The organism is Bacillus cereus group sp. MYBK108-1, from assembly GCF_051917185.1.
Lineage (GTDB): Bacteria > Bacillota > Bacilli > Bacillales > Bacillaceae_G > Bacillus_A > Bacillus_A cereus.
In genome coordinates, this window is sequence record NZ_JBQAHZ010000016.1 from 102125 (window position 1) to 118690 (window position 16566).

Sequence of the window (16566 nt, forward strand, 5' to 3'; positions counted from 1 at the left end):
ATTGCCTCTTCGATATGAAGAGGCAATATTTATTAATAGTTATTATCGCTACCAAAGAAATCTTTGAACGATTGAATTGTTGTATCACGGTTTAATGCCGCAATTGAAGTTGTTAAAGGAATACCCTTCGGACATGATTGCACACAGTTTTGAGAGTTACCACAGTTTGCTAGTCCTCCATCTCCCATAATTGCACGTAAGCGATCTGCTTTATGCATTTCACCCGTTGGATGTGAGTTGAATAAGCGAGCTTGTGATAACGGTGCTGGTCCAATAAAGTCAGACTTACTGTTTACGTTTGGACATGATTCTAAGCAAACACCACATGTCATACATTTTGAAAGCTCATAAGCCCATTGACGCTTTTTCTCAGGCATTCTTGGTCCTGGACCTAGGTCATACGTACCATCAATTGGAATCCACGCTTTAACGCGTTTTAGAGCATTAAACATGCGACTACGATCAACTTGTAAGTCACGTACAACCGGGAATGTCTTCATCGGTTTTAAGCGAATTGGTTGCTCTAATTGATCGATAAGTGCCGTACATGATTGACGTGGTTTTCCGTTAATCACCATCGAACATGCACCACATACTTCCTCTAAGCAGTTCATATCCCAGGCAATCGGAGTTGTTTGGTTCCCTTTTGAATCAACAGGATTACGACGGATTTCCATAAGTGCTGAGATAATATTCATATTCGGACGATATGGAATTTCAAACTCTTGGTCAAACGCTTGCGCATCTGGCCCGTCTTGTCTCGTAATGATGAGGCGGATTGTTTTCTCAGACATGTTGTTTATCCCCCTTCTCTTCACCCTTAGCAGCTACATCGTGTTTTGAAGAATAATCACGTTTACGCGGTTTAATTAACGAAATATCAACGTCCTCGTAATGGAATGCTGGTGCATTTCCTTCTCCCTCAAATTTTGCCATCGTAGTTTTTAAGAAGTTTGCATCATCACGATTTGGGAATTCAGGTTTGTAATGCGCCCCACGGCTCTCATTACGGTTATATGCGCCAATTGTAATAACACGTGCTAACTCAAACATATTTGCAAGTTGGCGTGTAAATGAAGCACCTTGGTTACTCCATCTTGCTGTATCGTTAATGTTAATACGTTTGTAACGAGCCATTAATTCTTCAATTTTCGCATCTGTTTCTAATAATTTTTTATTTTCACGAACTACTGTAACGTTATCTGTCATCCATTCTCCAAGCTCTTTATGAAGAACATACGCATTTTCGTTACCATCCATCGTTAAAATATTGTTAAATTTCTCTGTTTCGATTAATTCATTTTGCTCATATACAGTAGATGAAACAGCATCAGATGATTTAGAAAGACCTTTCATATACTCAATTGCGTTTGGTCCTGCTACCATACCACCATAAATTGCTGATAATAGTGAGTTCGCACCAAGACGGTTACCACCGTGCATAGAATAATCACACTCACCTGCTGCAAATAAACCTGGAATGTTTGTCATCTGTTTATAATCAACCCATAGTCCGCCCATTGAATAGTGAACAGCTGGGAAGATTTTCATCGGTAGTTTACGAGGATCATCCCCTGTAAATTTCTCATAGATTTCAATAATTCCACCTAGTTTAATATCTAGTTCTTTTGGATCTTTATGAGAAAGATCTAAGTACACCATGTTTTCACCGTTAATACCTAGTTTTTGCTCTACGCAAACATCAAAGATTTCACGCGTTGCGATGTCACGAGGTACAAGGTTTCCGTAAGCCGGATATTTTTCTTCTAAGAAGTACCATGGTTTACCATCTTTATATGTCCAAACACGTCCACCTTCACCACGTGCAGATTCACTCATAAGACGTAATTTATCGTCTCCAGGAATTGCCGTTGGGTGAATTTGAATGAACTCACCGTTTGCATAATATGCGCCTTGTTGATATACAGCAGAAGCTGCTGTACCTGTATTGATAATGGAGTTTGTTGATTTTCCGAAAATGATACCAGGGCCCCCTGTTGCCATAATCACGGCATCTGCTCCGAAACTTCTAATCTCCATAGTTTGTAAGTCTTGTGCAACGATTCCTCGGCACACACCTTCATCATCAACAACAGCTCGTAAGAAATCCCAACCTTCATATTTTGTTACAAGTCCTGCTACTTCGTGACGACGTACTTGCTCATCTAATGCGTAAAGTAATTGCTGTCCAGTTGTTGCACCAGCAAATGCTGTACGGTGATGTTGCGTTCCACCAAATCGACGGAAATCAAGAAGTCCTTCTTCCGTACGGTTGAACATAACACCCATACGGTCCATTAAATGAATGATACCAGGTGCTGCTTCACACATTGCTTTAACTGGTGGTTGGTTCGCTAAGAAGTCCCCACCATAAATTGTATCGTCAAAGTGGATCCATGGAGAATCCCCTTCACCTTTCGTATTTACGGCACCGTTAATTCCGCCCTGAGCACATACAGAATGTGAACGTTTTACTGGTACTAAAGAAAACAGTTCAACATTTACTCCTGCTTCTGCCGCTTTAATCGTTGCCATTAAGCCAGCCAAGCCACCGCCGACTACTATAAGTTTCCCTTTCATGCTCTCCCACTCCTTACTGGTTTGCTAGCTGTGGATCGATGAACGCTAATAATGCACTCACACCTACATAAGATAAACCTAAGAAAATAGCTAATGTTACATAAGTAGAGATTCTTTGTGAACGTGGAGATACTGTAATTCCCCAGCTGATGCAGAATGTCCATAGTCCATTTGCAAAGTGGAAAATTGTTGAAACAACACCAACTAAGTAGAATGCAAACATAGCTGGATTGTTTAAAATATCTGCCATCATATCATAGTTTACCTCTTTACCTAACATTGCTTGAATACGAGTTTCCCAGACGTGCCAAGAAATGAAGATCAGCGTAACGATACCTGAAATTCTTTGGAAGACGAACATCCAGTTACGGAAATAACCGTAAGAAACCGCATTGTTCTTAGCTGTAAATGCAATATATAAGCCATATATAGCATGGTACAGTATCGGTAAAAAGATGATGAAAATTTCTAGCGCATACCGGAATGGAAGGAGCTCCATAAAGCCTGCAGCTTTGTTAAAAGCCTCTGCTCCTCGTGTTGCAAAGTTGTTTACAATTAAATGTTGCGTCAAAAAGACACCAACCGGGATGACCCCCATTAATGAGTGCCACTTACGAAACGTATACTCGCGGCCTTTCATGTCCCCATTACCCCCCTTGAATGTTTGACTGCTGTTTTCAGATTAGTTTATGACAATAATGTTTTTTCACTATTGGCATAAGAAAAACTGAAAAAATTATTCGAAATATTTCAGCATAATTTGATACCAAGTTCATTTTACTCCTATTTTTGTCGAAGCGTCAAGAAAACGTATACATAATTTGCATATAATTTGCCAATTCTTTTTTTCTTCTTATATATTCAGATTTTCCTAAAGAAAAATCTGTTTTTATAAATGTGAAATGTTATATAATAATCCCTATAGAAAGAGGGGAATATTGTGAGTAAAAATACAATCGATACAACATCTTTAGAAGATGTTTCATTGAACGCCTTCGCTTATGAATTGCTACGTGAAGAATTACTACCTGATTTAATCGGCAACGATTTAGATGGTATTTTATACTGGTCTGGTAGAAACCTTGCAAGAAAATATCCGCTAGAAACAATTGAAGAAGTCATTCAGTTCTTTGAAAAGGCTGGCTGGGGCACTTTAAGCATTGTTGAACATAAGCGTCGTGAAATGCAGTTCCAACTTAAAGGCACACTCATCGCAGAACGTCAAAAACAAAAACGACATTCTTCTTATCAACTAGAAGCCGGATTCATCGCTGAACAAATCCAAAAGCAACGGAACGTCGTTGCAGAGTCATACGAAGAAAAGAAAAAACGTTCTGACTCTATTACATTTCTTGTAAAATGGGATATAAAAGATCTCATTGAAGTGTAAGCATTACCTACAGTCAACTAGACATATCAGTTTAGTTGACTTTTTTGTATTTTCATTCAGATGAGTTTATTTTAAATCTTCAGAAATTATACCAAAAAACAGAAGACGTTGTAAACTACAACGTCTTCTTATCTGTTAAATACGTATAAATCGTCTCCGCGACATTTTTCGGCATACCCGCTTCGACAAATTCCTCTATAGAAGCTTCTTTCATCTTCTTTAATGAACCAAAATGTTTTAACAATACCTTTTTCCGTTTATCACCGATTCCTGGAATATCATCCAATGCTGATTGAATGACAGATTTCCCATGTAATTGACGATGGAATGTAATCGCAAATCGATGCACCTCATCTTGAATACGCTGCAATAAATAAAATTCTTGGCTATTTCTCTCAAGCATCACAGGTTCCGGTGGATCCCCAATAATTAAATGGGAGGTTTTATGTTTATCATCTTTTACAAGACCTGCCATCGGAATATATAATCCGAGCTCATTCTCTAAAATATCACTTGCAGCCGCTAGATGGCCTTTTCCTCCATCAATAATAATCAAATCAGGTAAAGGTGAATTTTCTTTAAGCGCCCTTGTATAACGGCGCCTCACAACTTCTCTCATAGACTCATAATCATCTGGCCCTTGAACCGTTTTAATTTTATATTTTCGATACTCTTTCTTCGCCGGTTTCCCATCGATAAAAGCAATCATTGCAGAAACGGGATTTGTTCCTTGAATATTTGAGTTATCAAACGCTTCAATACGATACGGCGTTTCAATCCCAAGCTGCTTCCCTAAATGATCTACCGCTTTAATCGTTCGTTCTTCATCACGTTCAATTAAGTAAAACTTCTCTTCAAGAGCAATCTTCGCATTTTTATTTGCCAATTCTACAAGGTCTTTTTTCTTACCACGTTTCGGCTGCGTCGCTTCCACTTCTAAAAAGCGCTCTACTAATTCCGAGTCTATACTTCCTGGAACGACAATTTCCTTCGGCTTAAAATGACTACTGTTTTCATAAAATTGGCCGATAAACGTTAAAAAACCCTCTTCTGGTTCATCGTAAATTGGAAACATAGAAACATCACGTTCAATTAGCTTTCCTTTTCGAACGAAGAAAACTTGAACACACATCCATCCTTTATCCACTGCATATCCAAACACATCACGATCTACTAAGTCACTCATAATCATCTTTTGTTTTTCCATAATCGCATCAATATGAGCAATTTGATCACGCAACTCTTTTGCACGTTCAAACTCTAGTTTCTCTGAGGCCTCATACATTTTTATTTCTAGTTCTGAACGAACTTCTTTATGTCCACCATTTAAAAACTTAATAATTTCATCTACAATTTCTTTATTTTGTTCTTCCGTCACTTCTTTCACACAAGGCGCTAAACATTGACCCATATGATAATACAAACAAACTTTATCTGGCATATTCGTGCATTTCCGAAGTGGATACATACGATCTAGCAGTTTTTTCGTTTCATGAGCAGATTGTGCATTTGGATAAGGACCAAAATATTTCCCTTTATCCTTTTTTACGTTTCGAGTAATGAGTAAGCGCGGTTGCTTCTCCGCCGTAATTTTAATAAAAGGATATGTTTTATCATCTTTTAATTGAATATTATATTTCGGATCATATTTTTTAATTAGATTTAACTCTAAAATAAGTGCTTCTAAATTCGAAGAGGTTACAATATATTCAAAATCAACAATTTCTCCTACAAGCCGCAGTGTTTTCCCATCATGTGAACCAGTAAAGTACGAGCGCACACGATTTTTAAGCACTTTTGCCTTTCCGACATATATAACCGTTCCTTGCTTATCTTTCATCAAATAACAACCAGGTTGATCTGGTAAAATAGCCAACTTCTCTTTCAAATGTTCGTGCACTCGTCTCCCTCCATTTCTACATACTTAGCATTTTTATTTTCCCTTGAAAACATACTATGCCCAAACACCCAACATACGTTCTTTTATTGTAACGGAAAGACTGTAAAAAAGAAAATAAAAAAAGCTACCAAATGGTAGCTTTTTTATTTTAGAAGTGTTTAGAAACTAATTCTACTAACGCTTCTTTCGGTTTGTAACCTAACGCTTGATCAACTACTTTACCGTCTTTTAATACGAAAAGAGCTGGAATGCTCATTACTTCGAATTGACGAGCAGTTTCTTGGTTTTCATCAACGTCTACTTTTACTACTTTTACTTTTTCGCCTAGTTCTGCATCAATTTCCTCTAATACAGGAGCGATCATTTTACAAGGTCCACACCAAGGTGCCCAGAAATCTAATAATACAACACCTTCGCTAGTTTCTGCTGCGAAGCTTTGGTCATTTGCGTTTACAATTGCCATTTTATTTCCTCCTTCAAGTATATTCTACCAAGAGTATATCATTAACTTATATACGTGGCGAATAATATGTATCGTTATGTATTGTAACAAAAAAATGTTCCTTTATACTATATAAAAATACGGATTAAATACTAAAAAGATGAGAGACAGGGGATCTCTCACCTTTTTCTATATATAGGGGTACTTCACTTGGAACTCAAGGGTACTTAAATCATGAATGTACTTTTAACTTTTTAAACTCTTCTGTTAAAAGAGGTACAACTTCGAATAAGTCACCGACAATACCATAGTCAGCTACTTTAAAGATACTTGCTTCTGGATCTTTATTAATCGCAACGATTATTTTTGAGTTAGACATACCTGCTAAATGCTGAATCGCACCAGAAATACCACATGCAATGTATAAGTCTGGCGTAACAACTTTACCAGTTTGACCAATTTGTAATGAGTAATCACAGTATTCAGCGTCACAAGCACCACGAGATGCCCCAACAGCGCCGCCTAGTACGTCCGCTAACTCTTTTAATGGCTTAAAGCCTTCTTCACTCTTCACACCACGTCCGCCAGCGATAATAACTTTTGCTTCAGAAAGATCCACACCTTCTGCTGTTTTACGGACAACATCTTGAATGATTGTACGTAAATCTTTCACATCAACTGTGATAGAAGATACGTCACCGCTGCGAGACTCATCTTTTTCCAGAGTTGCAATGTTATTTGGACGCACTGTCGCAAATAAGATGCCGTCTGTTACAATCTTCTTCTCGAATGCTTTACCAGAGTAAATTGGACGAGTGAAGATAACATTTCCACCTTCAACCTCTAAAGCAGTTACGTCAGAAACTAAACCAGCTTCAAGCTTCGCTGCTAATTTTGGTGATAAATCTTTACCAAGTGCTGTATGTCCAAAAACGATACCTTCTGGATTTTCTTCAGCATGTACAGCTAAAAACGCTTGTGCATAACCATCAGATGTATATGATTTTAATTTATCATTTTCAACTGTCACAACGCGATCTGCACCGTAATGAATCAATTCATTTGCAAAAGAGGCAACGCTGTCTCCAATTAGAAGACCTACTACTTCACCGCCTTCTGCAATTGTTTTTGCTGCTGCTACCGCTTCAAAAGAAACGTTACGTAGCGATCCATCACGAACTTCACCCATTACTAATACTTTACGAGCCATAGATTTTCCCTCCTGCATATATAATTTCGTATTTTATTAGATTACTTTCGCTTCTGTATGGAGCAACGATACAAGTTCTTTTACTTGATCTTGCAGCTCGCCTTGTAACACTTTTCCTGCATCTTTCTTAGGAGGCAAATAGATTTCAATTGTTTTTGTCTTTGCTTCCACATCATCTTCTTCTAAATCTAAATCATCTAATTCTAATTCTTCTAGCGGCTTTTTCTTCGCTTTCATAATACCTGGAAGCGATGGATAACGCGGTTCATTTAAACCTTGCTGTGCTGTTACTAAAACTGGTAATGAAGTTGCAATCACTTCTGTATCACCTTCAACATCACGCTCAATCTTCACATTTGTACCGTCAATTTCAAGTTTTGTAATTGTCGTTACATACGGAATATTTAACGCTTCAGCTACGCGTGGTCCTACTTGTCCAGATGCACCATCAATTGCAACGTTTCCACCTAAAATTAAATCTGCATCTTTATCTTTTAAATATTCAGCAAGCACTTTTGCTGTCGTGAACTGGTCACCATTTTCTACATCATCTTCAATATTAATTAATACAGCTTTATCACAGCCCATTGCTAATGCAGTACGAAGTTCTTTCTCACTATCTTCGCCACCGACTGTTACAACTGTAACTTCTCCACCTTGTGCGTCTCTTACTTGAATTGCTTCTTCAATTGCATATTCATCGTAAGGGTTGATGATGAATTCCGCTTCGCCATCGTAAATTGCACCGTTTTTAATTACGATTTTTTCTTCTGTATCAAATGTTCGTTTCATGAGTACGTAGATGTTCATTCCATTTACCCCCTTGTTTTTCAGAAAGATTCTATCAATTTTAATTTTCTGTTAATTTATATTAAAAAAATAATTGAACTACCTGCCACTAAATGAAGGTTTACGCTTTTCTAAAAATGCAGCTACACCTTCTCTTCCATCTTCACTCGTAAATACTTCACCAAAAATCTGTGATTCACGTTGTACACCTTCATAGTAATGAGACGATTTTGTCGTTTGCAATAACTCTAGTACAGCACGAGTTGTTGCTGGACTTTTTCCAGCAATTTGTTTTGCAACTTTAAGCGTATCATCTAAAAGAGATTCTTCAGAGAACAATCCGTTAACAAGTCCCCACTTTAATGCTTCTGCACCAGTAATTGGTGTACTTGTTAACATCATTTCACAAGCTTTCGCTTTCCCAACATAACGTGGTAAGCGCTGTGTACCTGCAAAGCCAGGAATTAATCCAAGTGTTAATTCAGGTAAACCAAGTTTTGCACTTTCAGTTGTAAAGCGCATGTGGCAAGACATAGCAAACTCAAGGCCGCCGCCCAGTGCCGCTCCATGAATTGCCGCAATAACTGGTTTTGAACATTTTTCAACACGCTCAAACGTAACTTGTCCAAGCTGTGCTAATTCTGTTGCTTGCTTCGCTTCAGTAACAGATGTAAATTCTTTAATATCTGCTCCCGCTGAGAAGAAACGTCCTTCACCGTGAATAACAACAACGCGAATGTTATCATCCTTTTCCACTTGATCAATTAATTCAGTAACATCATGCATAACTTGTGAAGACATCGCATTCGCTGGTGCGTGATTTAATGTCGCCACCGCGATATGATCTTCAACTCTTACAGATAGGAATTTCAACATGATCCCTCCCATTATTGACGATAACCACAAGCTGCAATAAGTAGCCCGTGTACCGTTTTTGAAAGTGCGACCAGATCATACTTATGATCGCTCATTACCCAATTGGTCACAACTTCATCTACTGTTCCAAAGATCATTTGTCTTGCCACGCGAACATTTAAATCTGCTTGAAATTCACCTTGTTTTATACCAGTCTCTAAAATCTCATCCATAACTTGTAAGTAGCCTTTTAATACTTCATTTATTTTAAGGCGCAAGTCTTGATTGGACTGCCTTAGCTCTAATTGCGTAACGATAGCAAGAGGATCATTTTGCGACAACAGCAAGAAGTGCGTTTCTACCAACATGAATAACTTCGATACAGCGCTTTCAATTCCTGCTGTTTTTTGACGAATTGTTTCGACAAATTCTCCCATCTTCTCTTGGAATAAGGATATTAATATATCTTCTTTATTTTTAAAATATAAATAAATCGTGCCATCAGCTACCCCAGCTTGCTTTGCGATTTTAGAAACTTGCGCTTGGTGGTACCCATTCTCCGCAATCACAATGACTGCCGCATCAATAATTTGATTGTATTTCGGTCTATTTTTCTTCACTTTACTGTCCCCTTCAAGAAGATGACTGAATGAATAGTCATTCATATTCTTATAATACTGACTATTTAGAAAAGTGTCAATCCTATTTTTTCAAAAAGAAAGGGCCTTAGCCCGTTTGCTCATCCTCATTCTTTCTCTTCTCTTCATCTATTAGAACACGGCGTAAAATTTTCCCTACTGTCGTTTTTGGCAATTCATCTCTAAACTCATATACTTTCGGCACTTTATAAGCCGCTAAATATTTACGTGCAAACTGATTTAATTCTTCCTCAGAGCACTCCGTACCTTCTTTTAACACAACAAATGCTTTAACTGTCTCTCCTCGGTACGGATCTGGAACTCCAATTGTCACTACTTCTTGCACTTTTTCATGCTCATATAATACTTCTTCAACTTCACGAGGATACACATTAAATCCACTCGCGACAATCATATCTTTCTTGCGATCTTTTACATAGAAGAATCCATCTTCATCCATGTAGCCAACATCACCTGTATGGAGCCAGCCATCTTGCAATACAGCCGCTGTTTCCTCTGGCTTATTCCAATATCCTTTCATAATTTGAGGGCCTTTCACTACAATTTCCCCTATTTCTCCTGGCGGTAATGCCTCACCAGTTTCAAGCGACATAATGATTGCTTCTGTATCTGGCCACGGAACTCCGATGCTACCTGGCACTCGCTTTTCCCATAAAAAATTACTATGTGTAACCGGAGAGGATTCTGTTAAACCATATCCCTCTACTAGTTTACCACCTGTAACTTTTTCGAACTTTTCCTGTACTTCTACTGGCAGTGGTGCTGATCCACTAATACAAGCACGAATAGAAGAAATATCGTATTCTTTTAAAAGCGGACTATTTAAAAGAGCGATATAAATAGTTGGTGCCCCTGGAAACAATGTCACTTTATGCTTCTTAATCGCTTCAAAAACCATTTTCATATCAAACTTTGGAATAAGGACCATTTTGTATCCTTGCATAATACTTAAATTCATAACAGCTGTCATACCATAAACATGGAAAAATGGAAGAACCCCAAGAACGACTTCTTCTCCTTCTTTGCAATTATATAACCATTGAACTCCCATTAACGTGTTAGAGACGAGGTTTTTATGCGTTAACATAACTCCTTTCGGAAATCCGGTTGTTCCTCCTGTGTACTGTAAAAGAGCTAGATCATTTTCAGGATCACAAGGCACCTCAACATTCGTATTCACTTCTTTTTCTACTGAATTCCAAAGATGAATCGTTTCACTCTCTGATACTTTCACAACTAAATTCGACTGTTTTTTCTGCACAAATGGATACAATAGATTTTTAGGGAATGGTAAAAAGTCTGCAATACGAGTTACGATAATATGCTCAATTTTTGTAGCAGATTGAACATTCGTTACTCTTGGAAACACTAAATCGAGACAAAGAATTACTTTTGCTCCCGAGTCATGAAGCTGATATTCTAATTCTCTTTCTGTATACAGTGGATTTGTTTGTACTACGATACCTCCCGCAAGTAATGTGCCGTAATAACCAATTACAGCTTGCGGACAATTTGGCAACATAATAGCAACTCGATCACCCTTTTCCACACCGAGCTTTTGAAGATAATTTGCAAACCTCTTCACCTTATCATGGAAGTCCGAAAACGTAATATCCTTCCCTAAAAAGTGAAGCGCTTTCTTTTCTGGGTAGCGAGATGCCATCTGTTCTACATATCTATGAAGCGGCTGAATATCATAAGAAATCGTACTAGGAATTTCCTCTGGATAACTTTTCAACCATGGTTTTTCCACCTTCATTCCCCCTTCAAATACATAAAAAATAAATGAATGTTCATTCATGATGGTTATTTTCATTATATTATAGTCACCATAGCGTTACAATCATAATATTCTGACTTTTATATAACTATGCTTTACTTCATTAACTTCTTATTATATGTAGAAACTCTCTTAATCTTAAAAGAGTAAGAGAGTTTGTCATTAACTTAATCTTATAATTGTTAATACCGCTCCTGGGGTAGTTGTTGATAATGTCGCAACAGCTAACAAACCAAATAATTGCAAACTAATTGCACTCCCCGCCGCAAGAGTCGTAATAATTGTCGCACTAAATGATGTCGTTGCTAATGCAGGAGAATTAATAGTCCCAGCAAGCGGTGCCCCATTAATTGTAATTCGTGAACTAACTAATAATGCAGCCGTTATATTAATTGAATATGAAATATAATAATTCCCTGCATTTGCAGCCGTAAATACTGTGTTCCCCCCAGACACTGTAATACCTGGACCGATATTCTGATTGTTTGGAAGCGGGACATTTGTTCCACCTAGTAGTACCGATATTGCTGTACCCGACGTATTATTTGCAAATGCGTATGTTGCCGTTATACTTGTGCCTGTTGGACCTGTATCGCCTGTTGCTCCTGTTGGGCCTGTCGCTCCCGTTGGACCCGTCGCTCCCGTTGGACCCGTTGCTCCCGTTACTCCTGTCGCCCCCGTTGCCCCTGTTGGGCCTGTTGCTCCTGTTATTCCTGTTATTCCTGTCGCTCCTGTTGGTCCCGTTGCCCCTGTTATTCCTGTCGCTCCCGTTGGGCCTGTTGCTCCTGTTATTCCTGTCGCTCCTGTTGGACCCGTTGCCCCTGTTATTCCTGTCGCTCCCGTTGGACCTGTGTCGCCTGTTACTCCTGTCGCCCCCGTTGGGCCTGTTGCTCCTGTTGCCCCCGTCGGACCGGTTGGACCAACCTTAGGAACTGTCCCATCGCAACTAAAACCGCATGAATCAACATGTACACCATTTTGATTATTACACCCACAATATCCATTTACGTTATTGCTCCATGAAGACATGTTGATCACTTCCTTTACATTCGATCTTTTTAGCGCAATCACCGACTTAAAAAACACCCATCTAAATAACAAAGAAATACTTTGCCTAGTTGGGGATAAAACACAGATTTCCTCCATACATTCTAGTAATTATTACATGCGATTCACTCTCCTTTTGCTTGTACTTTCGCCTTATCTCCACAGACTATTAACAATACACATTACACTATCGTACACAGCCACTTTCCCATTTAAACTTTCCACATTCGCCAATATTTTTAGTAAAGAGGCTTATTCTTCATAAATAGCGACTATAATATATAAAAATCCGTATAATTCGTTATTTTCCGTCAAAATTTTAAAAATATATTGACACTTAAAATACCCTCATAGTATGATTTGGGTGTTGTAATTGATAACCATTTTCACTTATGGTACTAGTTACAAAAAACACTTAATTTGGGGGCAGAAGATGAAGAAAATTCTCAGTATTTTCATAGTAGTTCTTCTATTCGCTGTTGGATGCGGACAGCAAAAAGAGGAGAAAAAAGAAACAAAAGCGGACAATAAAAATCAAGCTATAACAATTAAACACGCTGAAGGGGAAACGAAGTTAGATAAACCAGCAAAAAAAGTAGTTGTACTTGAGTGGGTATATTCTGAAGACTTATTAGCACTTGGTGTTCAGCCAGTAGGGATGGCAGACATTAAGAATTATAATAAATGGGTAAATACAAAAACAAAACCGAGTAAAGATGTTGTAGATGTAGGGACACGTCAACAACCAAACTTAGAAGAAATTAGCCGTTTAAAACCAGACTTAATTATTACAGCTTCATTCCGTGGTAAAGCAATTAAAAATGAATTAGAGCAAATTGCACCAACAGTTATGTTTGATCCATCAACAAGCAATAACGATCACTTTGCTGAAATGACAGAAACATTTAAACAAATTGCAAAAGCAGTTGGAAAAGAAGAAGAAGGTAAAAAAGTATTAGCTGATATGGATAAAGCATTCGCTGATGCAAAAGCAAAAATTGAGAAAGCAGACTTAAAAGATAAAAACATCGCAATGGCACAAGCATTTACTGCTAAAAACGTACCAACATTCCGTATCTTAACTGACAATTCTTTAGCTTTACAAGTTACAAAAAAATTAGGTCTAACAAATACTTTTGAAGCAGGAAAATCTGAGCCAGATGGTTTTAAACAAACAACTGTAGAATCATTACAAAGTGTACAAGATTCAAACTTCATTTACATTGTAGCGGATGAAGATAACATTTTTGACACGCAACTAAAAGGCAACCCTGCTTGGGAAGAATTAAAGTTCAAAAAAGAAAACAAAATGTATAAATTAAAAGGCGACACTTGGATTTTCGGTGGTCCTGAGTCTGCAACATCTTTAGCAACACAAGTAGCAGATGTAATGACAGCGAAGAAGTGATTACACAATGAATAGCTTACAACATACACTTCGAGCAAGTCTTGTATTCGGAGGAGGAGCAGCTCTCTTGCTCCTCCTTTTCTTTATTCATATCGGACAAGGTCAAGCAAACATTTCCTATAGTATGATTATTGATGCTCTTATCTCACCGAACCAATCGCTAGAACATCAAACTTTAATCATGCTTCGATTACCTAGAGCTGTAATTGCCATTTTAGCTGGAGGCGCTCTTGCTGCATCAGGGGTTATTTTACAAACGTTAACGAAAAATCCACTTGCTGAATCCAGTACAATGGGTATTCACTCTGGCGCATATTTCTTTCTAGTAGCGGCTACAATTTTCTTACCGAAAGATTTACAAATTAATTCTCTTCTGTTCACATTTATCGGTGGTGCTATTACTGCTTTATTTGTATACCGTATTTCTGGTGGAAAAAAGGGAACCCCACTTAGAATGGCATTAGCTGGTATGGTCGTTACATTAATGCTCTCTGCCTTTACCGGAACGATGCAGCTTTTCTATGAAAATGAAACAGCTGGTTTATTTTTATGGGGAGCTGGCTCTCTTATTCAAAATAACTGGGATGGCGTTCAATTTGCTTTTCCATTTATCATTATTTCTTTCCTAGTTTTACTATTTATGTCTCGTAAACTCAACATTCTCTTACTTGGTGATGATGTTGCTATTTCTCTTGGTGAAAAAACAGCAGTAACACGTCTTATCGCCTTCATTGCTGCAATCTTTTTAACAGCAGTAATTGTTACTGTTGTTGGACCAATTGGCTTTGTCGGCTTAGTTGCACCTCATTTAATGCGCCTTATCGGATACCGTCAACACTTTACTCTTCTTCTCTCTTCTTTCTTATGGGGGGCAGTATTATTGCTTGGAGCAGATGTTGTCGGTAGATTAATAGATCCAACCGGTGCAGAACTTCCTGTTGGGGCAGTCACAGCAATGATTGGATCTCCTTGGCTTATTTACTTAGTGTATCGAATGATGAAATCGAAACAATATATGAATGATAACGGTGCGAATGCAGCTGGAGCTAGTTCCCGCTATTACTCTTATAAAAAGGTAATCATTATATCTATCACACTTTGTATTGTGACGATTGCTCTTGGTGTTACAATCGGTAGTAACGCTTATATCGAAAGCATTACTAATGTTATATCAGGTCAATTAACACAATTTGACAAAAATATGATGATGAATCTTCGTTTACCAAGAATGCTCGTTGCTGCTATTGCTGGCGCATGCCTTGCAATAAGTGGGCTTGTTTTCCAAAGTATATTACGAAACCCACTTGCCGATCCTTCTATTATTGGTATTTCATCGGGAGCTGGTGTCGGTGCTTTAACGATTATGTATGTCTTTCCTGCACTTCCTGGTTTCTTCCTACCAATTGGTGCATTTATTGGCGGACTACTTGCAGTTGGAATTGTCCTCTTCTTCTCTTGGAAATCAGGATTTAGTCCAACAGCTCTCGCTTTAATAGGGATTGGTATTTCTGCGCTTGGCTCAGCAATTATTCAAATCTTTATCGTTAGAGCCAATTTGAATGTTGCCGCTGCTTTAACATGGTTATCTGGCAGTACGTATGCAAGAGGGTGGAATCACTTAGAAAATATCATTCTATATCCATCTCTAATTCTTGTATTCATTATCTTTTTCTTAATAAAACAACTTGACGTTCTCGTACTGGGAGACGATTTAGCAACTGGACTTGGGCAACCAGTAAATAAAACACGTCTTGCTCTAATTGTGCTAGCGACACTACTTGCGTCAGTAAATATCGCTGCTGTCGGTACAATTGCCTTTTTAGGCCTTGTCGCACCTCACTTAGCAAGAATTGTTGTTGGTATGAACCATCAAAGACTATTCGTTTGCTCAGCACTGTTTGGAGCAATTCTTCTTTCCATTGCTGACTTACTCGGCCGAACAATTGCATATCCGAAAGAAATTCCTTCTGGTCTTGTCGTCGCTGTACTTGGAGCACCTTATTTCTTATGGTTGATGAGGAAGAGTGGGAAGAAAGTTAATTAAAAAGGAGGCTTCGTTTTTAATCTGTACCCTTTGTAAAGGACATTTTAAAAAAAAGTTAGGCGGCATCAAGAAGATGATTTCTGTATTCGACAGGAGTCATCTTCTTTAAATTCCACTGATATCTATGCTGATTGTAGTATTTCATATAGTCTTTAATTTCTTGTTTTAACTGTGTGAAAGATGTACAAGTTTTGATGTGAGCCTCATCTTTAAAGTGCCCGAAAAAAGATTCTTGAGGGGCATTATCCCAACAGTTTCCTCGTCTTGACATGGATTGTCCCAGCTTTAATTCTTTGACTAACTTTTGATAGGTAGGGCTTGTGTAATGAGTACCTTGATCAGAATGAATACAGGCATCTTGCGTTAATCGTACCTTCTTATTCTTCTTTAGTTTGTGAAGAGTCGTCGTTGCGATATCTAGGGTAAGTCGTTCTGACACATGGTAAGCTAAAACTTCATTCG

15 protein-coding genes are annotated in these 16566 nt (G+C 38.2%); 3 read left to right on the forward strand and 12 right to left on the reverse strand.

Annotated elements, in window-relative coordinates; translation table 11 throughout:
• Positions 1 to 32 precede the first annotated feature (32 nt).
• The 3 genes from sdhB to sdhC are packed head-to-tail and all read right to left on the reverse strand — an operon-like array spanning position 33 to position 3220.
• Positions 33 to 794, reverse strand: a complete 762-nt coding sequence (gene sdhB, locus ACTFSL_RS20420; RefSeq protein WP_001291827.1) for a succinate dehydrogenase iron-sulfur subunit — start codon at positions 792 to 794, stop codon at positions 33 to 35.
• On the reverse strand, positions 787 to 2580 hold the full coding sequence (gene sdhA / locus ACTFSL_RS20425) for a succinate dehydrogenase flavoprotein subunit (RefSeq protein WP_000676750.1): 1794 nt from the start codon (positions 2578 to 2580) through the stop codon (positions 787 to 789). The genes sdhB and sdhA overlap by 8 nt, the downstream gene beginning before the upstream one ends.
• Before the next feature lie 13 nt (positions 2581 to 2593).
• Positions 2594 to 3220, reverse strand: a complete 627-nt coding sequence (sdhC, locus tag ACTFSL_RS20430; RefSeq protein ID WP_000678354.1) for a succinate dehydrogenase cytochrome B558 — start codon at positions 3218 to 3220, stop codon at positions 2594 to 2596.
• A gap of 300 nt (positions 3221 to 3520) precedes the next feature.
• On the opposite strand from sdhC, the gene ACTFSL_RS20435 reads away from it, so the two are divergent.
• Positions 3521 to 3970, forward strand: coding sequence for a YslB family protein (locus ACTFSL_RS20435; protein ID WP_000042226.1), 450 nt, complete (start codon positions 3521 to 3523; stop codon positions 3968 to 3970).
• A gap of 115 nt (positions 3971 to 4085) precedes the next feature.
• Here the strand turns inward: ACTFSL_RS20435 and uvrC are convergent, their stop codons facing one another.
• From uvrC to ACTFSL_RS20475, 8 genes are all read right to left on the reverse strand, one after another.
• A complete protein-coding gene (gene uvrC, locus ACTFSL_RS20440) occupies positions 4086 to 5870 on the reverse strand; it encodes an excinuclease ABC subunit C (protein ID WP_000544296.1) in 1785 nt (594 codons plus the stop codon).
• Between the two features lie 148 nt (positions 5871 to 6018).
• Entirely contained in the window at positions 6019 to 6333 is a 315-nt protein-coding gene (trxA, locus tag ACTFSL_RS20445; protein WP_001018943.1) for a thioredoxin, read from the reverse strand.
• A gap of 211 nt (positions 6334 to 6544) precedes the next feature.
• Positions 6545 to 7522, reverse strand: a complete 978-nt coding sequence (gene etfA / locus ACTFSL_RS20450; RefSeq protein WP_000101945.1) for an electron transfer flavoprotein subunit alpha — start codon at positions 7520 to 7522, stop codon at positions 6545 to 6547.
• A gap of 36 nt (positions 7523 to 7558) precedes the next feature.
• Positions 7559 to 8332: an electron transfer flavoprotein subunit beta gene (gene etfB, locus ACTFSL_RS20455; protein ID WP_001029028.1), complete on the reverse strand. Its 774-nt coding sequence runs from the start codon at positions 8330 to 8332 to the stop codon at positions 7559 to 7561.
• 78 nt (positions 8333 to 8410) lie between these two features.
• A complete protein-coding gene (locus ACTFSL_RS20460; protein ID WP_088345808.1) occupies positions 8411 to 9187 on the reverse strand; it encodes an enoyl-CoA hydratase in 777 nt (258 codons plus the stop codon).
• An 11-nt stretch (positions 9188 to 9198) separates the two neighbouring features.
• Positions 9199 to 9786: a TetR/AcrR family transcriptional regulator gene (locus ACTFSL_RS20465; RefSeq protein ID WP_000742223.1), complete on the reverse strand. Its 588-nt coding sequence runs from the start codon at positions 9784 to 9786 to the stop codon at positions 9199 to 9201.
• A 106-nt stretch (positions 9787 to 9892) separates the two neighbouring features.
• Entirely contained in the window at positions 9893 to 11578 is a 1686-nt protein-coding gene (locus ACTFSL_RS20470; protein ID WP_000414744.1) for a long-chain-fatty-acid--CoA ligase, read from the reverse strand.
• A gap of 189 nt (positions 11579 to 11767) precedes the next feature.
• The gene (locus ACTFSL_RS20475; protein ID WP_440042284.1) at positions 11768 to 12634 is read right to left on the reverse strand and encodes a BclA C-terminal domain-containing protein; all 867 of its coding nucleotides are present in this window, start codon (positions 12632 to 12634) and stop codon (positions 11768 to 11770) included.
• A 451-nt stretch (positions 12635 to 13085) separates the two neighbouring features.
• On the opposite strand from ACTFSL_RS20475, the gene ACTFSL_RS20480 reads away from it, so the two are divergent.
• Together ACTFSL_RS20480 and fhuB are read left to right on the forward strand one after the other, a co-directional pair.
• The gene (locus ACTFSL_RS20480) at positions 13086 to 14060 is read left to right on the forward strand and encodes an ABC transporter substrate-binding protein (RefSeq protein WP_000722821.1); all 975 of its coding nucleotides are present in this window, start codon (positions 13086 to 13088) and stop codon (positions 14058 to 14060) included.
• Between the two features lie 7 nt (positions 14061 to 14067).
• Entirely contained in the window at positions 14068 to 16104 is a 2037-nt protein-coding gene (gene fhuB / locus ACTFSL_RS20485) for a Fe(3+)-hydroxamate ABC transporter permease FhuB (RefSeq protein ID WP_001087088.1), read from the forward strand.
• Positions 16105 to 16159: 55 nt separating this feature from the next.
• On the opposite strand, the gene ACTFSL_RS20490 is transcribed toward fhuB, so the two are convergent.
• Positions 16160 to 16566 (reverse strand): IS3 family transposase (locus ACTFSL_RS20490; protein ID WP_440042285.1); only part of this gene is annotated, 407 nt, incomplete at its 5' end.